The sequence below is a fragment of the Ralstonia pickettii genome (genome assembly GCF_016466415.2).
Lineage (GTDB): Bacteria > Pseudomonadota > Gammaproteobacteria > Burkholderiales > Burkholderiaceae > Ralstonia > Ralstonia pickettii.
On record NZ_CP066772.2, the window covers coordinates 480,631 to 502,592 of the forward strand.

Annotated in this window: 19 protein-coding genes; 9 read left to right on the forward strand and 10 right to left on the reverse strand. The window is 63.7% G+C overall.

What is annotated here, in order from left to right:
* Positions 1–180: 180 nt before the first annotated feature.
* Complete coding sequence (locus tag RP6297_RS18415; RefSeq protein WP_009240194.1) at positions 181–1,284, forward strand: sigma-54 interaction domain-containing protein; 1,104 nt, start codon at positions 181–183, stop codon at positions 1,282–1,284.
* A 66-nt stretch (positions 1,285–1,350) separates the two neighbouring features.
* Here RP6297_RS18415 and RP6297_RS18420 read toward each other — a convergent pair whose 3' ends face one another.
* Positions 1,351–1,497: a hypothetical protein gene (locus RP6297_RS18420; RefSeq protein ID WP_009240195.1), complete on the reverse strand. Its 147-nt coding sequence runs from the start codon at positions 1,495–1,497 to the stop codon at positions 1,351–1,353.
* Between the two features lie 22 nt (positions 1,498–1,519).
* Positions 1,520–1,918, reverse strand: a complete 399-nt coding sequence (locus RP6297_RS18425; RefSeq protein ID WP_009240196.1) for a hypothetical protein — start codon at positions 1,916–1,918, stop codon at positions 1,520–1,522.
* Positions 1,919–2,240: 322 nt separating this feature from the next.
* Between RP6297_RS18425 and RP6297_RS18430 the strand changes: the two genes are divergently transcribed.
* Genes RP6297_RS18430 through RP6297_RS18440 form a run of 3 tightly spaced genes read left to right on the forward strand, consistent with a single transcriptional unit; the run spans position 2,241 to position 5,784 of the window.
* The gene (locus RP6297_RS18430) at positions 2,241–3,743 is read left to right on the forward strand and encodes an RNA polymerase factor sigma-54 (RefSeq protein ID WP_009240197.1); all 1,503 of its coding nucleotides are present in this window, start codon (positions 2,241–2,243) and stop codon (positions 3,741–3,743) included.
* A gap of 5 nt (positions 3,744–3,748) precedes the next feature.
* Positions 3,749–4,960: a glycosyltransferase gene (locus RP6297_RS18435; protein ID WP_009240198.1), complete on the forward strand. Its 1,212-nt coding sequence runs from the start codon at positions 3,749–3,751 to the stop codon at positions 4,958–4,960.
* 29 nt (positions 4,961–4,989) lie between these two features.
* A complete protein-coding gene (locus RP6297_RS18440; protein ID WP_009240199.1) occupies positions 4,990–5,784 on the forward strand; it encodes a DUF2334 domain-containing protein in 795 nt (264 codons plus the stop codon).
* A 9-nt stretch (positions 5,785–5,793) separates the two neighbouring features.
* On the opposite strand, the gene RP6297_RS18445 is transcribed toward RP6297_RS18440, so the two are convergent.
* From RP6297_RS18445 to RP6297_RS18470, 6 genes are all read right to left on the reverse strand, one after another.
* A complete protein-coding gene (locus tag RP6297_RS18445; protein WP_009240200.1) occupies positions 5,794–6,330 on the reverse strand; it encodes a phosphatase PAP2 family protein in 537 nt (178 codons plus the stop codon).
* A 93-nt stretch (positions 6,331–6,423) separates the two neighbouring features.
* Positions 6,424–7,479 carry a glycosyltransferase family 4 protein gene (locus tag RP6297_RS18450; RefSeq protein WP_009240201.1) on the reverse strand — a complete coding sequence of 352 codons (1,056 nt, stop codon included), beginning with the start codon at positions 7,477–7,479 and terminating at the stop codon, positions 6,424–6,426.
* Between the two features lie 7 nt (positions 7,480–7,486).
* Entirely contained in the window at positions 7,487–7,918 is a 432-nt protein-coding gene (locus RP6297_RS18455) for a hypothetical protein (RefSeq protein WP_009240202.1), read from the reverse strand.
* A 227-nt stretch (positions 7,919–8,145) separates the two neighbouring features.
* The gene (locus tag RP6297_RS18460; RefSeq protein ID WP_009240203.1) at positions 8,146–9,414 is read right to left on the reverse strand and encodes an AI-2E family transporter; all 1,269 of its coding nucleotides are present in this window, start codon (positions 9,412–9,414) and stop codon (positions 8,146–8,148) included.
* Positions 9,415–9,465: 51 nt separating this feature from the next.
* On the reverse strand, positions 9,466–11,883 hold the full coding sequence (locus tag RP6297_RS18465) for a hybrid sensor histidine kinase/response regulator (RefSeq protein ID WP_009277045.1): 2,418 nt from the start codon (positions 11,881–11,883) through the stop codon (positions 9,466–9,468).
* A gap of 88 nt (positions 11,884–11,971) precedes the next feature.
* The gene (locus tag RP6297_RS18470) at positions 11,972–12,754 is read right to left on the reverse strand and encodes a DUF4397 domain-containing protein (RefSeq protein WP_009240205.1); all 783 of its coding nucleotides are present in this window, start codon (positions 12,752–12,754) and stop codon (positions 11,972–11,974) included.
* Positions 12,755–13,049: 295 nt separating this feature from the next.
* Between RP6297_RS18470 and RP6297_RS18475 the strand changes: the two genes are divergently transcribed.
* Positions 13,050–14,312, forward strand: a complete 1,263-nt coding sequence (locus tag RP6297_RS18475; protein ID WP_009240206.1) for an integrase — start codon at positions 13,050–13,052, stop codon at positions 14,310–14,312.
* A 287-nt stretch (positions 14,313–14,599) separates the two neighbouring features.
* Here the strand turns inward: RP6297_RS18475 and RP6297_RS18480 are convergent, their stop codons facing one another.
* On the reverse strand, positions 14,600–15,904 hold the full coding sequence (locus RP6297_RS18480) for an NCS2 family permease (protein ID WP_009240207.1): 1,305 nt from the start codon (positions 15,902–15,904) through the stop codon (positions 14,600–14,602).
* A gap of 1,441 nt (positions 15,905–17,345) precedes the next feature.
* Here RP6297_RS18480 and RP6297_RS18485 point away from each other — a divergent pair.
* The gene (locus RP6297_RS18485) at positions 17,346–18,422 is read left to right on the forward strand and encodes a replication protein RepA (RefSeq protein ID WP_009240208.1); all 1,077 of its coding nucleotides are present in this window, start codon (positions 17,346–17,348) and stop codon (positions 18,420–18,422) included.
* Between the two features lie 78 nt (positions 18,423–18,500).
* Here the strand turns inward: RP6297_RS18485 and RP6297_RS18490 are convergent, their stop codons facing one another.
* Positions 18,501–18,704 carry a cold-shock protein gene (locus RP6297_RS18490; protein WP_004632415.1) on the reverse strand — a complete coding sequence of 68 codons (204 nt, stop codon included), beginning with the start codon at positions 18,702–18,704 and terminating at the stop codon, positions 18,501–18,503.
* 413 nt (positions 18,705–19,117) lie between these two features.
* Here RP6297_RS18490 and RP6297_RS18495 point away from each other — a divergent pair, with 413 nt between their 5' ends.
* From RP6297_RS18495 to RP6297_RS18505, 3 genes are all read left to right on the forward strand, one after another.
* A complete protein-coding gene (locus RP6297_RS18495) occupies positions 19,118–19,786 on the forward strand; it encodes an AAA family ATPase (RefSeq protein ID WP_009240209.1) in 669 nt (222 codons plus the stop codon).
* The gene (locus tag RP6297_RS18500) at positions 19,783–20,793 is read left to right on the forward strand and encodes a ParB/RepB/Spo0J family partition protein (protein WP_009240210.1); all 1,011 of its coding nucleotides are present in this window, start codon (positions 19,783–19,785) and stop codon (positions 20,791–20,793) included. The genes RP6297_RS18495 and RP6297_RS18500 overlap by 4 nt, the downstream gene beginning before the upstream one ends.
* Positions 20,794–21,110: 317 nt before the next feature.
* Positions 21,111–21,929 (forward strand): DNA-binding protein, encoded by an 819-nt coding sequence (locus RP6297_RS18505; RefSeq protein WP_009277044.1) that lies wholly within the window; start codon positions 21,111–21,113, stop codon positions 21,927–21,929.
* Positions 21,930–21,962 lie beyond the last annotated feature (33 nt).

A 21,962-nucleotide genomic window follows, 5' to 3' on the forward strand; every position in this document is an offset into this window, starting at 1 on the left:
AGGATGGAAGAAACGTCAGCGCATGCCCGACATACAACGCGCTTGTGCGGCCCTGATAATGGCTCAACTTTTCAACACAATGTGACGGGATGACGACGTACCCAGCCTTCCGGAGACTGCATCGCTGAAGATGCAGCCGCTCGCCAGGACGTCCCCGTCGCGATCAACCACGAGGGAGCCATGTCCTTGAGCGAAGCCTTCGCCGACGAACGTGCAGTGACCGCCGGGCGCCTGAGCTATCCCCCCGCCCTGGCCGACTTTGACGACGCCGAGCGTGCACCGGCCGATGTCGAAACGCCTTCTGTCCAACCTGTTGCGGATCCGGATTTCGGCCACCTCTACGGCCGCTCGCCGGTGATGCGCGCGCTGTACGATCAGATCGGCAAGGTGTCCGGCACGCTTGCCACCGTGCTCATCATGGGCGAATCGGGTACCGGCAAGGAGTTGATCGCGCGCACGGTGCATGACATGAGCCCGCGCGCAGACCAGGCCTTCATCGCCGTGAACTGCGGCGCCATCTCGCCCAACCTGATCGAGTCGGAATTGTTCGGCCACGAGAAGGGCAGTTTTACGGGCGCTTCCCAGCGTCATATCGGGTATTTCGAACATGCCTGCGGCGGCACGATCTTCCTCGATGAAATCACCGAGATGCCGGTCGAGATGCAGGTGAAGCTGCTACGCGTGCTGGAAACCGGCGTATTCATGCGGGTGGGTGGCACCGAGCCGATCCAGACACGCGCACGCATCATCGCTGCCACCAACCGCAACCTGCTTGAAGCGGTCAGCGATGGGGCCTTCCGTGAAGATCTGATGTACCGCCTGGCGGTGGTGCCGCTGCATGTGCCGCCGCTGCGCGACCGCGGCGACGACATCGAAGAGTTGGCCTTGCATTTTCTCGCCCAGTTCAATGCCGCGCACCAGACCGACAAGGTGTTCTCGCGTCAGGCCCTGGCGACGCTGCGCACCCAAACCTGGCCGGGCAATGTGCGGGAGTTGCGCAATGCTGTGCACCGCGGCTATATCCTCGGCGAGAAAACCGTCGAGCTGGCCACGCCGCTCGCACAGACGCGCGGCCCGGCGCGTCCGACGGTGAAGGAAGGTGTGCTGAGCCTGTCGGTGGGGGTGACACTGGCAGATGCGCAACGGGCGATGATCATGGCCACGCTGGAGCATTTTCACGGTGATAAGCGCCAGGCTGCCAAGACGCTCGGCGTCAGCCTGAAGACGCTGTACAACCGCCTCGACCTCTACCAAAGCACCGCGGCCGCCGCCATGGCGGCCTGACGGCGGCGCTTCTCAGCGCTGCACCGCCTTCGCCCCTGTTGTACCCGCTGCATCCGCGCTGACGTGCTAGCGCGGATGCGCGTGCGCGCGCTCGCCGGGATGCTCGTGGCGGCGGCGTTCCTGCGGTTCCGGCGTCCGGCGGCGTGGTGCGGGTTCGGTTTCCGCGCGGGCGCGCGGGCCCGTGCGGACGGCGGTGGTGAGTGTCATCGGCATGGCGAGCCCTTTCCTTTCAACGTTACTGACCTTGCTTGGAACTGCCGGGGTAGGAATTACCGGTCGTCGTGGCGGCGTCATTGCCGCCAGCCTGCACGCCGGAGTGCGACATGTCGCCCGCGCTGTTCGTACCGCCCGGCACGGTAGACCCGGACTTCTTGTGGCTGCGATGCTTCTTGTGCATCGGCTTGCTGGTATCGCTGCCGCCCGCCGCAGGTGCCGCTTCGCTGCCGGCCATCGGTGTATTGGCCGTGCGGTCTGCCGTCGTCGACGGCGGGTCGGTACGCTTGCCCGGCGCCTTGGTCGGGTTGCTGGATTCCTGGTTGTCGACCGGCGCGTTGGTCGTCTGGGCTATGGCGGTACCCATACCAAGGCTCAAGATGACGCTGGCGAGCGCAGCGGTCAGGAAACGTGTTCGCATGTGGTTTCTCCTGGGAAGTGGTGCTTGATAAGAAGGCAATGGAAGCGCACTGCGGCGCGTCTCCCGCTTCCTACCGCAGCAACGCATGTACCTGCGGTGCCACCCGTCTGCCTAGGCCGACGCAGCGCGTGCCCCACGCCGGCGCTGTCATGTGCCGGCAACACTGTGCATATAAAAACGACATGACCATGTAGAAACGGCGTGCCAGCCACCCACAAAGCCTTGTGGTGACTGGGTTTGTTGACATGGCATACCCTTTGCATCGAAGCGGTGAAGTGTCGGCGGAAATGTCGACGTCCACTCACCAAAGGAGGCAAGGCGAATGGTTAAGGCCGCTCTGGAAATGCGTGCGAAGCAGCATCTCGCGCTAACCCCGCGACTGCAGCAGTCCGTCAAGCTGCTGCAGTTGTCTGCAACCGAATTTGCGCAGGAAATGCAAGAAGCGCTCGCAAGCAATCCGTTCCTGGAAGAAGTCGAGCAAGAAGCGGGTGCGCACCCCGATGTCGCGCGCACCAGCGACATTGCCATTTCTACCGACCTGGAGGGCGTCGCGGCCGACCACGCGCCTGTAGACGACGCCCCGCTGGAAACCACCACCAGCGCCATCGAAACCGACGCGACGCTGGCCGCATCGGAAGACTTTCCCACCGACTTTAGCACCTATTACAGCCACGGCGGCGCCCACCACGGCGACGGTGAAGACAGCGACATCGGCGAATGGGTACATTCCACGCCGAGCCTGCGCGAGCATCTGCACCAGGAGCTGCGCAGCTATCGCCTGTCTGAGCGCGACTGCCTCCTCGCGCAGACGCTGATCGAAGCGCTGGACGACGACGGTTACCTGCGCCAACTGCTCTCCGAGTTGATCCCGCTGGCACCGGTGGAGCCGCCCCCAACCGAGAAGGAAATGCAGATTGCCCTGGCGCTCGTGCAGAGCCTGGACCCGCCGGGCGTGGCCGCACGCGATCTGGCGGAGTGCCTGCGCCTGCAGATCGAAGCGCGCCCCGCGGACACCGAAGCCGAAGAGCGGATCCAGGAGATCGCACAAGACATCGTGCGCAGCCACCTGCCGCGTCTGGCCAAGCGCGAATTCACGCAAATGCGTCGTGCGCTGGGGTGTACGGAAGAAGAGTTGCGCGATGCCTGCGCGCTGATCCGCATGCTCGACCCGCGCCCGGGGCTGCGCTTCTCGCAGGCGCATGCCGGCTACATCGTGCCGGACGTGATCGTCACGAAGATCAAGGGCAAGTGGATTGCGCTGACAAACCCGTCGGTTGCGCCATGCGCGCGCATCAACAAGGTCTACGCGGAGCTTTTTGCGCAGACCCGCGGCCACCATCGCACCCCGCTGGCACATCAGCTTCAGGAAGCGCGCTGGCTGATCCGCAACGCGCAGCAGCGCTTTGCCACCATCCAGCGCGTAGCCGAGGCGATCGTCGCGCACCAGAAGCATTTTCTGGAATACGGCGAGGTGGCCATGAAGCCGCTGGTGCTGCGCGATGTGGCCGAAGAACTTGGCCTGCACGAATCGACCATCTCGCGCGCCACGGGCAACAAGTACATGGCGACGCCGCGCGGCATCTTCGAGTTCAAGTACTTCTTCTCGCGCCAACTGGCGACGGACACTGGCGGTGCATGCTCGGCCGCCTCGGTGCGGGCGCTGCTCAAGGAGATGATCGAAGCCGAAGACGCGGACGCGCCGCTCTCCGATGTGTCGCTCGCCAAGATGCTGGCTGAGCAGGGCGTGATCGTTGCGCGCCGCACGGTCGCCAAGTACCGCGGCCTCATGCGCATTGCACCCGCCGAAATGCGGCGCCAGGTCTGATCACCGTGCGCAAGCTGCCCACCGATGACTACCCGCATCGCCACGACGGCGATGCCACGGCCGCCGGGTTGCATCTGGCGGACGTCACGATGTTCTGGGCGGCGGAAAGCGGTGGCGTCAAACGCTACCTGCGGGCCAAGCACGACTTCCTGCGCTCCACGCACTGGCGGCACACGTTGGTTGTACCCGGCACGGCAGACGACGCCAGCAACGAGATCGCCGTGGTGCCCGGCGTGCCGCTGCCGCTTTCGCACGGCTATCGCATTCCGCTGCGCACCGGACCAGCAGTGCGTGCTCTCTGTGCGTTGTCGCCGGACCTGATTGAAGCCGGGGACCCCTATCGGCTGTCGTGGGCGGCGGTGCATGCCGGCGCGCGACTGCAGGTGCCGGTGGCGGCGTTCTACCACTCCGATCTGCCTGCGTTCTTCCGCCGGCTGGGCGGCCCACCCGCGGAACTGGCCGCAGCGGCGTACGCCCGCAAGCTGTATCCGCACTTCGACGCGGTGTTCGTGCCGAGCCGCTACATCGCGCAGAAGGTGGCCGACCTGGGCGTGCAGCGCATTGAGCTGCAACCGCTGGGCGTGGACTCGCGCCTTTTCCACCCCGCACGGCGCTCGCTGCGCTGGCGCGAACAGTTGGGCCTGCCGCGAGATGCCCGCGTGCTCCTCTACGTCGGCCGCTATGCGCCGGAGAAAAACCTGCACGTGCTCTGCGACGCGGTAGACAAGCTCGACGACGGAAGCGTGCTCGTCACCATCGGCTCGGGCCCGACCCCTCCGCGCGGCAAGAACGTGCGCGCGCTCGCTTATGAAGGCGATGCGCAGCACCTGGCCGCCGCCATGGCCAGTGTCGATGTTTTCGTGCATGCAGGCGATCAGGAAACATTCGGCCTCGTCGCGTTGGAAGCGATGGCCAGTGGGGTGCCGGTCGTGACGTGCGCGGCCGGAGGGCTGAGCGAGCTGGTGGACGAGCACGTGGGCTACGCCGTGCCACGTTGCGTCGCGGATGATTTTGCGCAAGCGCTCGACGCGCTGCGCCAACGGGATCCGGTAGCGCTCGCGCACGCCGCGCGCCGCCATGCAATGCAGTACGACTGGCGGGCCGTGCTGCCGCAACTGTTGCGCCGCTATCTGGCGCTGCTCGGCCGGCAAGCCAGCGCCGCCGCAGAAACATTCGAACCGGCGCGCGAGCGTGTGCGCGCATTGCGTAGCCGTTAGCCCAGACCCCACTTGCCCGGTTGACTATCATGTCGCGCTATCTCATTCTCGCCATGCACGATGTCACGCCCGCCAACTGGCCTGCGTGCAAGGTCTTGCTCTCAGCGTTGGATGAGGTGGCGCGCGTACCCAAGTCGCTCCTCGTCATTCCGAACTTCTATCGCGGCCCGACAGCCCGCCAGAGCGAGCGCTTCTGCCGCGTCATGAGCGAATGCCTGGCCGAAGGCGATGAACTTGTGCTGCACGGCTATGCCCACCTGGACGACCAGCCTCCGGGCGGCCTGATCGATCAACTGATCCGCACGCGCTATACCGCTGGTGAAGGGGAGTTCTCTGCGATTCCGCTGGCCGCAGCGCGTGCGCGCATCCAAGCGGGTGCGGCGTGGTTCGCCGCCAATGGCTGGCCGCTGCATGGCTTTGTCGCACCGGCCTGGTTGATGAACCCGGCCACCTGGGAGGCGCTCGACGGCCTGCCCCTGCGCTACACCACCACGCTGCAACGCTTCTACCTGCTGCACCCGCGCCGGCCGCTCAAGGCACCGTGTCTGACGTACAGCGTTCGCTCGCCGGCACGCCGGCTGGTGTCACGCTACTACTTGCGCTGGCTCGCGCAGCGGCATGCCGAGGCACCTCTGCTGCGTCTGGGCCTGCACCCGGTTGACGCAGCACATCCCGACGTCATTCGCCATTGGCAGGAACTGCTCGCTGCATGCCTTGAGACGCGCACGCCCGTGACCAAGAATGGCTTTGCACAGGTCCTCGCACAGGCCTGGATGGGCGGCCCGGAGACGACCGTCACCGGGCAAGCGCAAACGTCGTACTGATCACGCGCGCTAAAACAGCCACACCGACATCCCGCCGATCAGCATCCCAAGCCCCGCGCCCGCGAGCACGTCGCTCGGATAGTGCAGGCCCAGTACGACGCGAGAGACAGCGACCACCAGCGTAAACGGCACGAGCGCGAGCGCCATGCGCGGGTAGTACGCCGCCATCACGATGCTGAACGACACCGCGTGCAGCGTGTGGCCCGACGGAAAACTGAACTGATCCAGCACGCGCCCGCACAGGTGGATTTCGTCGCAGGAAAGATAGGGCCGCGGGCGGCATACGCCGCGCTTGAGCAGGATGTAGATGATGAGCGAGAGCAGCCCCGTGAGCCCCATCTGCTTGGCGCATTCCCAGCCGGCCTCACCGCCCACGACCGGCAGCGCGGCCATCAATGCATACCAGAGCATGCCGTCACCAAGGCGGCTGACACTACGATAGAAGCGCATGGCCGAGGCATTGCCCGCCACGTGGTTGAGCGCCACGGCGAGCTGCCGATCGCGCTCGCGCCAGCGCTTCCAGTCAGGCCAGGCGTGGATCGCCATGGTAGGCCTACCCGTTGGTGGCAGCGTCGCGCACGGCAATGAGCGCGGCTTCAAAGCGTTCGAGCACGCGCGGCCAATCCAGGCCCTGCGCCGTCAGCCGCGCTGCCTGCCGAGGCGTTGCCGCAAGCCGGCATCGGTGGCGAGCGCGACGGCCGCCTGCGTGAAGGACGCGGTATCACCGACGGGCGCGAGCCAGCCGTTCTCCTGGCTGCGCACGAGCATGCCGGCCGCTGCGGTATCGAACGCGACCACGGGCAAACCGCTGGCCATCGCCTCGACCACCACGTTACCGAAGGTCTCGGTCAAACTCGGAAAGAGAAACACGTCAGCCGATGCATAGTGCGCGGCCAGTGCCTCGCCATGCTGCGTTCCGCCAAAGATGGCATCGGGACAGTGCCTGCGCAGTGCGTTGCGCTGCGGGCCATCGCCCACCATGACGAGGCGTGCGCGGGGCACGCGCTTGCGCACCGCATGAAACGCATCGAGCGCGACACCGAGGTTCTTTTCCAACGCCAGACGGCCAACCGTGAGCACGACCGGCGTATCGGCATTGGCGCCCCACTGCGCGCGCAATGCGTCGCTGCGGGCTTGCGGCGTGAATTGGTGTGCATCGACGCCGCGTGTGCTGACGGTCAGGCGCGCAAAATCGAGTTCGCTCAACTGCCGCTGCAATTCGCGTGTGGGAACGAACGTGCGGTCGGTGCGGTTGTGAAAGGCACGGAGATACGCGCGCACCAGCGTCACGGCGCCCTCCCACGCATAGTGGCGGCCGTATTCGTCAAAGCGCGTTCTGAAATCCGACGTCACCGGCAAACCGAGTTGCCGCGCGGCGCGAATGGCTGACCAGCCGAGCGGCCCTTCCGTGGCGACATGCACAAGGTCGGGCCGATAGGCGGCCCACGCGCGAAGCAGGCGCCGGCGCGCGGGCAGCCCCATGCGCAAATCCGGATACAGCGGAATCGGCACGCCAGGAACGCGCAGCGTGTCGTCCGCCAACGCGGCCTTGCCGGCGTCGATGGCACGTTGGCGCGGGCGCACCACCATCACGTCATGCCCGCGCGCCTGCAGAAACGCCACGGTGCGCGCGGCAGTGAGCGACACGCCATTGAGTTCCGGCGGCCAGGTTTCGGTCACATAAGCGATGCGCATGCGCCGGTCAACCCTTGTGCTCGTCGCGGCTGTGCGAAGGGCCGCCCGTCTGGCCTCGCTTGTGGGCAAGGTCATCTGCGCTGCGATTGGCGACTTGGCGATCGCTGTCGTCGCGATTGGCCGCCTGGCGTTCGCGCACGACGCGCTCCACGCCCGGGGTGTTGTGCAGATCGGTGTCGAGCTGGCCGCTTTCGATGTCGCGCGCGGCCTGCTCCACATCGCTGCGCGGTGCGGAACGTTGCTCTTCAAGGTGCTGGTCGCGCTCGTGCGGCAGCCGATCTGCCGAGCCCGACTCCGGCTTGCCTTGCTCCGGCTTGCCGAGCATCTTTTCGATGTTTTCAGCATTTCGGCCTGCGCCTGGCGCACGCAGCGGTGTCATGCCTGCCGGCCGTTCGCCGCGCTGATGCGGGCTACGTAAGGTGGGGCGTAGTCGGTTCATGGCGCCCTCCTGCGGACGTGATCTGGTTGTGCCTTGCGCACCGCAACCGACGTGCCCACAGCGCACGCCCACATCATGCAAGGTGCAAGACCTGCACCGCTGCTGCACAACCACGCGGTGCAGACGGTGCGGATTAACCATGCATGTGCCGGCGTCGCGGCGTGATCATTGCGTAAGGGTTACATGCGCGCTTGTAACGCTTGCTGCGCCAGGTGATGGAGAGGCAATCAGCGGGGGCGGTGCACGCGTTCCAGGCGCCGTGTGGAACGGCCGCGCAGTCGGTCCAGCAGCCGCTGCGACACGCCGGCCGGCGCATCGGTGGTGCCGAGCAGCGTACCAAGCGGGCGCAGTCGGTCGACGTGATCACACACCACCTTGATCATCGCCGTGATCGACGTCCCAAGCAGCAAGCCCCACAGGCCCCACAGCCAGCCCCACAGCAGCAGGCCGATGTAGACCACACACGGGTCGAGCTTGGACGCCCGGCTCTGCAGCCACGTCACGAGCAGCGTGCCGACCAGCGTGGCCAGCAGCAGCGTAACGCCTGCCACGACAAGCGCATCCGACCACGCGCCCATCTGCAGGTATGCGCCAATGCCGCTGGCCACGGCAATCACCACCGAACCGAGATACGGCACGAAATGCAGCACAGCGGTCGCCAGACCCCAGACCGCCGCGTCTTCCATGCCGAGCAGCACAAAGGCCACCGTGGTCAGTACACCCAGCATGATGTTGGTGGCAAACAGCACCAGCAGCGAATACTGAATCTGCGTGCCGATCACCGCCATCATGCGCACCGCGCGCTTCTTCTCGCTCAATGTGTTGCCCACTGCACGCACCCATTTGCGCTTGAGTGCCTGGCCCGAAGCGAGCAGGAAGTAGACGAGAAACGAGACCACGACGAGTTGCCCCGCCAGCGCGAAGAGGCTGGCGGAGCCTGTCCATAGAAACTCGCGCAGCGGCAGCACCGGCTGCGCGGCAGCTGGCTCGGCGGAAACCGGGGTCGCGGGCGAACGCTTGGCAGGTGCTGGTGCCGGCTTGCCCTGCACGCCTTCGGCGGCATGCTCGAGCGCGACGGTCACATCGCGCATCTTGTCGAACGCGCCGCCCATGTGCCCGCGCATACCGTCGACGGCTTGCGCCATGCGCTCCGCCGCAACGGGCAACCGGTCCGCCATGGCCGACACGCCGTCTTGCATTCCGAAGACCAGCATCGCACCGGCAATCCACAAGCCCAACACCACGATGCCCGCGGCTAGGGGGCGCGGGACATAGCAGCGCCGCAGCCACACCACCACCGGATTCAACGCAAACGCGAGCACCACCCCCAGCGTAACCGGCACCAGGAACGCTCGCGCCCACTGCAGAAACACCAAGGTGCCGCCAATGGCCACCAGCACCATCGCCACGCGCCAAGCCGGCTGCCGCAGCCCGTCGAGCAGGCTACCGTGCAAGGGTTCCAGCGGCGTGGTGGGTGGGGTCGGTTCGGCTGGCATGGCAGAGAATGCGGTTCTCCGTCCTCTGCGCAAAAGTCGTGCCCTGGCGGGCTATGACACGGAAGCAGCAGGCATCGCCAGCATCCGCAACGTACGCACCAGATCGTACGGCGACACAGGCTTGATCAGGTGTTCCTGAAAACCGGTGGCCAGCGCCTGAGCGCGATCGTGCGGCTGCGCAAAGGCGGTCAGCGCGATGGCCACCATCGGTGTCGCGCCGGTGGGCAGGTGTTCGTGTTCCCAAGCACGAATTCTCTGCAGGATCGCGTAGCCGTCTTCATCGGGCAGCGCGATGTCGCACACCACCGCCTGCGGGAGGCCTGCTTCACCCCGTGCGCCCCAGAGGTCGAGCAGCGCCATCGTCTCGTGCCCGGAGCCCACGCTGCCGACCTCCGCACCGACCTGCGTGAGCAATGTCGCCAGCGCGTCGCGCGCATCCTGCTGGTCGTCAACCAGCAGCACGCGCAGGCCCGCCAGTGAAGGCAGTGGCCCGCTGCGTTCGGGGTCTTCAGCCAGCGGCGTGATCAGATCGGCGCCGGCATGCAGCGGCAGGTACACGGTAAAGGCAGCGCCATGCTGGTCGCCCTCACTGCGCGCATACACGCGCCCGCCGTGCAACTCGGTCAGGCGCTTGACCAACGCGAGCCCAAGCCCCAGTCCACCCGTGCGCCGCGTGTGCGCGCCGTCGGCCTGGCGGAATGGATCGAACAGATACGGCAAGAACGCCGGCGCAATCCCGCGGCCGTTATCGCGTACGACAATGCGCGCCACCTCGCCCAACAGATCGGCAGACAGCCAGACATCACCGCCTTCCTGCGTGAACTTGATGGCGTTGGTCAGCAGGTTCCACACGATCTGCTCGACACGATCGGCATCGCCGTCAATTTCGTGATCGTCCAGGTCGATGGTGGTGTGCAGGGCGATGTGGCGTTCGGCGGCCAGCGCGTGCACGCTGTTGAGCGCGCGTTCCAGCGCCGTGCGCAGCACGAACGGTTCACGCGTCAACCGCAGCTTCCCGCTCATCACGCGTGTTGCGTCCAGCAGGTCTTCGATCAGGCGTACCTGCTGCTCGACGCCCGTCTTGATGCCCGCGAGCGCACGCTGCATGAGCGGCGCACCGCCGGCGATCTGGCTCTCCAATACATACGCCCAGTTCTGGATGCCATTGAGCGGCGAACGCAGCTCGTGCGACACCACCGCCAGGAACTGATCGCGCGCCCGCGCCGCGGCTTCTGCCTGCGCACGCGCGGCTTGTTCGCGCAGCAGCAGCGCATCGCGCTCGCGCTCGGCCTCGGTGCGTTCGGTCACGTCGTAAATGATGAGCAGCGCCGATTCCATCGCGCCATTCCGATCGGCTTCCGGAATCACGCGCGCGTTGTAGTGCGCAATGCGCGGACGTCCGTCGAGCACGTCCAGATGCAAGGCAAGCGTCTGTTCTGCGCCCACGGCGAACGCGTGGCGGGCGGCGTCCTCCAGCGGGCGCGTGACCTCGGTGGCGAGCGGCGATGCCGCCAGCGTCTTGCCAATCATCACGGCAGGCGTCACGCCAAAGGCTTCGGTGACCGCGCGGTTGACATACATGCAGCGCAATTCGCGATCGAGCCGCGCGATCACGTCGGGCGCGTTCTCGACCAGCGTGACGAATTCGCGCTGATGGCGAAAGCGCTCGTGCTCGGCCTCCTTGCGCTCGGTGATGTCTTCCACCACGCAAACGAGCGCCTGTACCTTGCCGTCCGGGCCATGCTGCGGCGAGTACGCGGCGTGCACGAAGCGACGGCCAACATCGGCCCGATACTGCAACTCCATTTCAAACTCGACGCGCTGCCCCGCGAATGCGTCGTTCAGGTGCGACAGGACACGCGCATACGCTGCTTCGCCCATCAGATCGCGCAAATGTCGGCCCAGCACGTCTTCGTGCCGAAAGCCCAAGCGCTGCGCGTAGGCGCGGTTGGCAAAGCGCACGCGGTGCTCGGGGTCGATCTGCACGAGCGGAAACGGCACGCTTTCAGTGAGCCATTGCAACTGGAATTCCGACTCGGTGAGTGCAGCCAGGGTCTGCTGGCCCTGCGTCACGTCTTCGACCACGCCCACGGCATGGGCGGACGCACCGTCGAGGCGTGGCAGGAGGTAGCCGCGTTCGCGAACGCGGTATTCGCGCGTTTGGCCGTCGTCGGTGCCGAGCCAGCGGTATTCGAGGGCAAACTCCCGCCCCCGTGCTAAACCCTCCCAAGCAGCACGCAGCGCGACATGGTCATCCGGATGCACATGGACGAGCCAGCGGTCCCGGATACCGCACAAAGAATCGGGCTGCACGCCCCACGTTTGCGCCCCGGCGCTCACGTGCAGACGCGTTCCCGTCAACGGATCGTCTACCCAGAACACATCCACCTGCTTCCTGGCGGCCGGTGCAGCACACGTCTCGCGCGCTGCGCGCACGGGTGCCGACCAGCCCGTTACGGATTCACTCATTGCGCCCTTCTTAGCAGTTTTCATTCCCGCCCTCGCCGCCCAAAAAAAAACGGTGCCGCAGCACCGCATCATAGGGCGTGGAGCGAAGTTACTGCGAGGGCAATTCAGACGCCGTCTGCGAGGCACCGTTGGCCTGGGCCACCAACACGCGAATCGCATTCGGCGTCACCGCACCGACGCCCCCGGCCGGCAGCGTGGTGATCAGCCAGTCGGCGTTGTTGGCCAGGCTGAACGGTTGCGAGGTGAAGATGATGTTCTTCGTCCCGGCCGTCGCCACCCGCACCTGGTACGTGCCGCCATCGACGTAGATCGAATCCTGCGTGCTGGCCGGCGACGCGCCGCCGTAACCGGCACCGCTCATGGTCGGCGCAATGGCTGAAAGATCCACGTTCGGCGCGGTCACGTAGACGTCGACGTTGGGGGCGTTGTACGAAGCGTTGAAGGCACGCACGCGCGCCTTGTCCGACAGGATCGACTTGTTGTACGGGTCGTCGATGAGGGCCAGGCTCGTGGCCGAACCGTTGGCGCCTACGAGGGCCAGCGCCGTATAGCGGTGGCCGTTGGCCGGAGTGAATCCGGTCGAGGCCAACGGGGTACTGCTGCCCGTGTTCGACACCGTGGCGGTGCTGGCCGTCGCGTCGATGCCAAAGTAGTTGCTGACGCTCTTGAACGCGACATTGGAGGTTTTCGTGGTGCCGTTCACCCCGAAATCGACGTTGCCGATGAACGGGTTGGCGTGCACCGTGCGGTACTGCGGCGCGCTGGTGCCGATGATCTGCCCGATGTCATTGTCACCGCCACCGCATCCCGCCAATACACCTAACGAACCCAGCGCCAACACGGCGGCGATCTTTCTGATCTGTATCCTCATCTTGCACCTCGGAAGGAGAGTCTTTTCATGAATCGGCCCGCATGCATCGCGCGCCCATGGTCGTTGTTGTCGACGTGAAGCCGAAGATAAGCGCGCACATTCGGCGCGCCTATCGAACCGGTTCCGATCGTTCTGTCGGATGCGTCCGACATACGAAGCGACGTTCCCGCATTGAGCATGGCGCGTGCCCGTTGGGCTTGAAGTGTTCCTCCAATCGGCCCGTGGGACCGTCCGCGAGTACGGATCGCTATACTTGCGCGATCTGTGTTTTCTGTGTGCGCCACACCCGCTTCGCATGCCCGAACCGCGCCCCGCCAACGCCGCGCCTCGTCCCGACAACGCCGCTTCCCAGGCCGCTCTGCAGGTATTCGCGCAAGAACGCGAACGCGTGCAGGCGTGGCTTGCGGCGCGGGCTTCGGGCGCACGCGCGGTAGGTGCCTCCACGCTGTCGCAGTACCGTGTGGAAGCCGAGCGCGTGTGCTGGTATGCGCGTACAGTCGGTAAGCCGATTGCAAGCTGGCAGCGTGACGACGCATCGGCCTACCTGCGCTTTTTGCAAGAACCGCCTGCATGGGCGGTCAGCGCGCGCGGCACCGAACGTGACGATGCCAACTGGACGCCGCTGCGCGGTCCGCTCTCTGCACGTTCCGCGCGGCAAAGCAGCATCATCGCCGCCAACCTCTGCGGTTGGTTGCAGCGCACGGGCTATCTGCGCGCGAACCCGTTTCTCGATGACGACGCGCTCGTTCTTACCGTGCCGGCGCCCAGCGCGCCCGCAGCCAGGCCCGTCACAGCATCGGAACCAGACCCCGCACTATGCGCATCTGACATGGCATTGATGATCGATGCCGTACGTGCGCGTGTCGCGTTGGGCCGTGAAGCGCGCTTGCGCCAAGCGCGCGACCACTTCCTCGCCGTGCTTCTTGCGCAGGCGGGCATGCGCGTATCTGAGTTGATGTTTGCCCGCATGGGCGATGTGGCGCTGCATGCCGTGCCGGCCTCGCATGCAACAACCGGCGCACAGCTCCCGTCATCGGTCTGGCTGCTGGCGGTCGGCACGGGCCGCGCGCAGCGCTGGCTGCCATGCGATGCGTTGATGTCTGCCCTGCGTGAGTACCGCACGGCCTTCGGCCTGTCGCCACTGCCGCTGCCGAACGAAGCCACACCGCTGCTGCTGTCGGTGCGCAAGCGCTCGCCGCGACGCGCGGACGGCACCATCATCGACTCACCTGCCCTGCGCCGCGACTTCGGCGAGCGCAAGGGCATCGCCTCGCGTTCGCAGCTGCTGCTCATCGTCAAGGCTATGCTGGGCGAAGCCGCTGAATATGCCCGCGCCATCGGCCACGCCGACGCAGCCGTGCGCCTTGCGAATGCCTCGCTACGCAGCGTACGCGGTGCGCATTTGCGCGAGCGGCTTGCCACCGGCGAAGCCGCTGCCGACGTTGCCCATGCGCTTGGGCTTGCGGCCCTGCCGAGCGCGTCCGTGCGCGCACGCGACGCCGACCTCGCCGCCAGCATCGTTGACGCAGCCCGCAAGCTGGCCCTACCGTCCGCCTGACTTTGCTCCACACATCGCGCAGAAACGGGTACGCCCCGCCTGCGGGGATGCGGTATTCGTGCATTGTCGAAATCCATTGTCGGCGCGATTTGCGCGACAGTTGTCGCTTACCTCGTCCGCAGAATCGGGTACGCTTTGTCGTTCAATCGTCGACGGCGGCACGCAGAAACGGGTACGCGAGCCTGCAACATCGCACGCAGAAACGGGTACGCTCTGGTTCAAATCCCGAAAGAAAAACGCGGACGTGAAAGTCCGCGTTTGTTTTGGATCGCTTGAAGGCCCGGTGCTCAGTGGCCGCCGGACAGATAGAAGAAGCGGAACAGAAACACCGCAGAGATGATCCACACGATGACCGGTACCTCTCGCATGCGGCCCGTGAACAGCTTCAGGCCGGAGTACGTGATGAAGCCGAACGCGACTCCGTTGGCGATCGAGTAGGTGAACGGCATCATCAGTGCCGTCAGCACGGCCGGCACGGCCTCGGTGGTGTCTTCCCAGTTCAGGTCGACCAGTTCGCGCAACATCAGGCACGACACATACAGCAGCGCGGGCGCCGTCGCGTACGCCGGCACCACACCGGCCAGCGGCGAAAAGAACAGGCACAGCAGAAACAGCGCGGCCACCGTCAGCGCAGTCAGCCCCGTCCGGCCGCCGGCCTGCACACCCGAAGCGCTTTCGATATAGGCAGTGGTCGACGAGGTGCCCAGCAGCGAGCCCGCCATGATGGCCGTGCTGTCCGCCAGCAGCGCCTTGTTCAGGCGGTCCATCTTGCCCTGCTTGAGCAGGCCCGCACGGTTGGCCACGCCCATCAGCGTGCCGGTCGCGTCAAACAGTTCGACCAGGAAGAACACCAGCACCACGTTCAGGATGCCCACCGACAGGGCACCCATGATGTCGAGCTGCAGCAGCGTGGGCGCCAGCGACGGCGGCATCGACACCACGCCGTGGAAGGTGTTGCCCGCAAAGAAGAAGCTCGCTGCCGTCACGGCCAGAATGCCAATCAGGATGGCGCCCTTCACGCGCAGGTGGTCCAGGGCGACGATCACGAAGAAGCCGACCACCGCCAGGATGACCGAAGGCTGGTGCACATCGCCCAGCGTCACGAGCGTCGCCGGATTCCCGACGATCAGCCCGGCTCCTCGCAGCGACACGATGCCCAGGAACAATCCGATACCCGCGGTGATGGCCACGCGAATCGAATGCGGAATGCCGTTGACGATCATCTCGCGAATGCGGAACACGCTCACCAGCAGGAACAGGCAGCCGGAAATGAACACCGCGCCCAGCGCCGCCTGCCACGTAAAGCCCATGCCCTTGACCACCGCGTACGCAAAGTAGGCGTTCAAGCCCATGCCCGGCGCCATCGCGATGGGGTAGTTCGCGTATATCCCCATGATGATGGTGCCGATCGCCGCGGCAATGCAGGTGGCGACAAACACCGCGTCGTGCGGCATGCCCGCGTCGGCCAGGATGTTCGGGTTGACGAAGATGATGTACGCCATCGTGAGGAACGTTGTCAGCCCCGCAAGCACTTCCGTGCGGACGTTGGTCTGGTGTTCCTCGAGCTTGAAGGTGCGCGCAATCCAGGTCATTCAGGTTGTCTCCTCTTGTTGTGAAGTGTCATCGCCGGCCGACGCCGTCCAGCGCTTGGCTCCCCCGATGCACGCCCACCATGGGGCGAGGCTACTCTTAGCAAGATTCCGGCACCCCACGGCGGCGCGGTCGAAATACTGTTCATGCGTATCGAATGATGAAAACGCGACGGCCAACCAAGAGCCGGGCCGGCGCGCGGGATGCGCATGATGCCCGAAACGCGGTGCCTGTGCATCCAGCCGGCGAGATCCATCGCTTTGGCAGCGCAAGGGCGGACTTCATGGAAAAAAACGTACCCGTTTCTGCGAAATCCAGAAGCGACGGGGCATCTTGGGCGATCACCGTACCTGTTTCTGCGCTTGTTTCCGCAGAAACAGGTACGTCCCCTTGCAGAAATAGAAGCGCGTGAGAACGAGCAAAGACGTACCCGTTTCTGCGAGCCGCTGAATGACGTGCCGTACCCGTTTCTGCGGGTGCTCACTCCACAGGGCCTGAATCAATGCGAACCCGTTTCTGCGAGAGCAAGCCGGGATTGGCCGTACCTGTTTCTGCGTGGCCTTTCGCAGAAACGGGTACGGCTAATCTGCAAGCCTCGCCGCCAAGCCTTTGGCTAATAAGGCTTTTTACCCGCAGAAACAGGTACGGTGATCCGATCGCGGGGCACCAAGACATTGGCAAGCCGCATCCTCCGGTGCGGCTTTCAGCGATGAAAGTTCACAATTCCGCCGTCGAGGGGGAAGGCCTGTCGCTGTGCAGCAGCCCGCGGCTTTCGAATCGCCACGCAGAAACTGGTACGCACGGCCTGGAGGCTTACAATCCGTAAGCGTGCACTCGCTTTTGCAGCAACCTCGTAATTGCGGTGACGCAAAAATCACGGAGATGGGCTCACCCCGCAGATTTGGGTACGCAACGACGCGCCGAAATTGACCTTACTCACGCAGAAACAGGTACGTTTCGGAGATGGTCAGGCTGCGCCCACCCCAGAAATCGCCAAATCCGCCGCAGAAACGGGTACGCGCCTGCAGAAACACACTGAATCACCCCGCCCTCCCTCCGTTTTCTGTGGATAACACTGTGGACAACATGATGTTGTCCCCGCAGATTCCGGTACGCCCAATGCGCAGAAGCGGGTACGGTTTCGCGCAGAAGCGGGTACGCCAGCGCGCAGAATCTGGTTCGCAGGTACGCAGAATCTGGTTCGGTTTACGCCACTACACCTAGTGCTGGCATGGCTTTGCGGGACGCGTATACGGTTTACCTGTAGTAAACGTAGAAGGTATATATGGCTGGTAGTAGGGAAAGGTCTTCCGTGGACAACCTTGACGGTTGCCCACCGATGCCCTTCCCGCGACAACGAGCAAAATTCAGAAAACGTACCCAAATCTGCGTGACAAGGCGAAGGCGTTTTAGTACAAAGGCTCTGAACAATTCTTGCCCACCATGGTCACCAAACGCCTCACACCCAATGGGAAACCGGACGACGATTCGCCCGGCCGCATCATCGTCCCTTCGGGAGGGCAAGTCATTGCCGCGCCGGAGAAGTTTCAGCGCCTGTTCGACGAAGCGCAGGCGATGGAGCGCGAAGACGCCTGGCAAAGCGGCGAGGTCGGCTTTCTCAGCCGTGCCAGCGTGCAGGTCACCCTCCCCTATCGCGCGCCCAAAGGTGCGCCGCCGGTCTGGACGCGCTCCAGCGGCAATATCTCGTTGATGATCCAGCCGGGCTACTTCACGCAGCAGCGTTCCGAGCGGGCAAGCAATGGGCGGCAGCGCATCGTCTCCGAGACGGTCTCCTTCGGCTATCCCTATGGCTCGTATCCGCGTCTGATGCTCGCCTGGATCGGCAAGGAGATCATGGCCAAGAAGAAACGGGGCGAGTTCCAGGGTACGGTGGAAGACCGGCGTATCTCGCTTGGCAACTCGCTGTCCGAGTTCATGTACAACTTGGGCATTCCGATGGCGACCGGCGGCAAGCGGGGCACGATGACGTTGGTGCGCCAGCAGATGATTCGCCTGTTCTCGGCGACAATTGCCATCGTGCAGAACAAGTCGGCACCCAGCAGCCAGAACCAGAACCAGGAGCCGCTATCGATCGATCGTATCGGCTACCTGCTGGCCGACCAATTGTCGACCTGGTGGGATCCCATGCAGCCAGGGCAAGGCTCGATGTTCGAGAGCTTCGTGGTGCTGTCCGAACCGTTCTTCAATGAGCTCGTGAATCGGCCTGTGCCAGTCGATATGCGTGCATTGAAGGCGCTCAAGCAATCGCCATTTGCGCTGGACGTGTATTCGTGGCTCACGTACCGCTTCTTTACGATCCAGAAGCGTACGGAGATTCCTTGGGAAGCACTGCAGATGCAATTCGGTACCGAGACCGAAAGCGAGCGGAAATTCCGTGCGCTGTTCCGAAAGGCGCTGAAGGACGTGCTGGTTGTCTATCCTGACGCCAAGGTGGATGCAGACTCTTCCAAGGCGCTGATTCTGCAGCCTTCGCGAACCAGTGTGCGCAAATTGGCCTGAAGCTGAACAGGGCGTCGGGCAAAAAGAAAGGGGAGCAGAAGCTCCCCTTTCTTTCATCTCAGGCGATCAGCCTGAAACTTATTCCGGCTTGATCGCCGAGGCTTGCAGACCCTTCGGGCCTTGCTTCACCTCGAAGGTGACCTTCTGGCCGTCCTTCAGGGTCTTGAAGCCCGAACCCTGAATTTCGGAGAAGTGCGCGAACAGATCTGCGCCGCCGCCGTCCGGAGTGATGAAGCCGAAGCCTTTGGTTTCGTTAAACCATTTGACAGTACCCGTGGCCATGCAAAAATTCCTTTAAATAACAAAAAACACGTCGTCCAGCCGATCCGGACATCGCACGAAGAACCGGCTGATTCCGAATCTTGCGTAGACAAAGTCTTCAGACGACTGTCTAAGCATCATAACCAGTTTGGAGCAGAGTGTCGATGGGCGGCATTTTTCCGAAATGTCGCTTTTATGCATCTCACTGGTAAACACCTAGGGAGCCCGTAAATGCGGGGTTGAACACGTAAAGTTATGCGCTAAAGGCCGCATTTACATCTCAATTTAGGTGAGTTGAAAACCGCCTTTCCGTCGTCAGCAGTCTCACCATGCCAGTGAAATTTGTATGAATTGAATTTTATCGAACTTGTGTTTTCGTGCTGCCTTCCCTAAGATGAGCGCTGCTGACTTTCAGCGCTGAAAGTGGAGGGCCAGTGAGCGCCAAGATCGTAACGGTATTCAATCAGAAAGGTGGCTGTGGCAAGACCACGGTCAGCATGCACATCGCCGGAACCCTTGGTTTGCGGGGGAGTAAGACGCTGCTGGTCGATATGGACGAGCAAGGAACGGCCACGCGGTGGGCCGCTCAAGCGCCCGAAGACAAGCCCTTCCCGGCTTCGGTGATTGGTTTGGCGCCTTCCGGTGGCGCCATGCACCGGGAGGTCCGCAAGTTTGTCGCGGACTACGACTACATCGTGGTCGATTGCCCTCCGGCGGTCCACTCACCGTCGTCGTCAAGCGCGCTGCTGATTTCGGACGTCGCACTCATCCCTGTTGTGCCTTCGCCTCCGGACCTGTGGGCTGCGGTGGCGGCCAAAGCGCTTGCGCAGCAGGCTCAAGTCACCAATGAGACGCTCCGTATTCGCGTGCTGGCGAACATGGTCCAGCGGCGGGTGTCGCTTGCAAAACAAGCAATTGAAATCCTCGGTGATGATGGTGATATTCCTTTGATGGATTCCATGATCGGCTCGCGCTCAGCATTTCGTGAGTGCCAGGCGATCGGCGCAACGGTGCACGGTGTGCCAGGCGCCCGGGAAGCGATGAGCGAAGTCGACCTCTTGATCGACGAGGTATTGCAGTTGTTGCAGGAGGAACGTGTATGAGCGCGAAGTTGAAATCGCTCAAAGATGGCATGCTGGCCGGCATTGCCGCGGAGAAAACCAAGGCGACACCGGTTGATCGCTTTGCTTTGGCGGAAAAAGCGATTACGTCTCACCCTCGCGGCCTTCTGGGTCAACCCGTCCCGACCCCCGCTTTCAGCGCTGAAAGTGCCGCCGCTACGAACGCTTCCGAGCGCCGGGTCATCAAGGTTCCGCTTGAACGGCTGCAGGAAAATCCGCTCAACGCTCGCCGAATATACGATCCGCAGATCGTCCAGGAACGGGCTGCATCGATCGCTACGCATGGTCAGCAGACTCCCGGTTTAGCAGCTCCAGATCCAGCACGACCCGGCTGGTATGTCTTAATTGATGGCCACTATCGTAAGCGGGCGTTGGCTGCTGCCGGCAAGCCGGAGATGGACTGCTTCGTTGAAGACGGCCTGTCGGACATCGATTTCTACCGCCTGTCCTTCGTTCTGAACGAGCAGCGTTCCGGCCAGTCCGTACTGGACAACGCGATCGCCTGGCGTCAGCTATTGGACGAAGGAAAAGTTAAGAAAGAAGAAGATATTTGTGAAATTACCGGAGTATCGGCGGGAACGGTCAACAAGACGCTGGCCTTGTTGAAGCTGCCGGAGTCCGTTCTCGAAGTGATGAAGGAGCGGCCGGCCGGAATTGGTATCGCAACCGGTTACGAGTTGACCCTGTACTTCAAGACCGCGGGCGAAGATCGCACGCGTGAGCTGGTACACCGTGTGTTGGAAGAAGGGCTCTCGAGCCGTGATGTGGAGCAGATCCGTAAGGTGGCTCAGGAAGGACGCACCCGGAAGGTTAAAGAAGTGAGCCGCCAATACAAGATCAGAAGTGCAGAAGGTGATCTTCTCGGCACAATCAAGGAATGGGACTCCGGCCGCGTCATGCTGGATGTCAAGCTCGTCGATCGTGGCGCGCGGGAATCGCTGGTCGAGGCGCTTAAAAGCCGGTTTGGCTTGGACGTCGCGCTGCTGTAGTGCTGCCGCACATTCGATATAAGCGCCCGCGAGGGCGCTTTTTTTCTCGTCCGATTTCTGTGTGTTGGACGTCGACACTTGGCGTGAGCGTACCCGTTTCTGCGTCACCTCAAGCGTGCAATCCCCACCTCTCCAGGAAGGCCCGACTTGGCCTATAGCCGGTGCTGGAAGGGCCGATCCGGCAAGTCACAGGCGTTTTAGCGCTGCAGAATCTAGCTGCAAGGAAAAAGCGGCGATATAAAAATAATGTCCATCACACTGGAATTCTTGAGGTTTTTAACCTTTCATGTACACTTAAAAAGCACTCGATAGACCTTATGGCCCGACCCGGACTCCATTTCTCGGCAGAGCAGCAGCAGCGGATTGTTGAAGCGATCCGGAGGCTGGATATCGCCTTCCCGCACGACAACGCAGTGTTCTTGGATGAAGTCATCGAAGCCGTCCAGGCTGTGACGCGTCGTGTTTATGGCGTTCGACGCTACGTGCAGTGGTTGGGGGAGGCTGGAGTACGCCGACGTCCGAGCAATACGACGCTGCAGAAAGCGGTCGATCGAGCGCAGGGGCGCGGGCCGGCTGCAGCCGGTGCCGCAGCGGACGCGGTAGAGCCGTGGCCGCTCCCATTGGCGCACGCAGAAACGGGTACGCTTTCAGCGCGGGAGGAGCAAAACCGTATCGCCTCACGCGCTATTGGCGCGCCAGGTGCAGGTGCCGAATGGATGGAAGCGCGCATTCGTGCAGAGGTGGCGGAGCGCGCGCTGGAACACGAAGCCGCCCGCAATCGGCAATTGCAGGCCGCCATGGCCGACTTGGAGCGTCGTCTCGGCGAGGCGCTTGCCACGGCGCCCGCCGTGCCCCCCAAGTTGACCGACGCAACGCTAGAGCGCCTAGAGCAGACCATTGAAACCGTGACCCGCTTGGAGGGGGCGGCCAGCGCGCTGGCGGGGACGGAGCGCTTTCTGCGCTTGCAGAACGACGCGGTACGCCAGCAAACGCAAAACGAAGCCGATCAACTGCGCCAGCGTATCCGCACCCTCGAAGCCGAAGTCGCGCATTTGAACGCCCAGATCGACGCCTACCGGCGCACGCCCGAGCGCACCGCGCCGGTCTCGCGCGGCTGGGTCAAGCCATCTTCCTGATTTCTTGACGCACTGTTAGCGGGCGCTTACTGG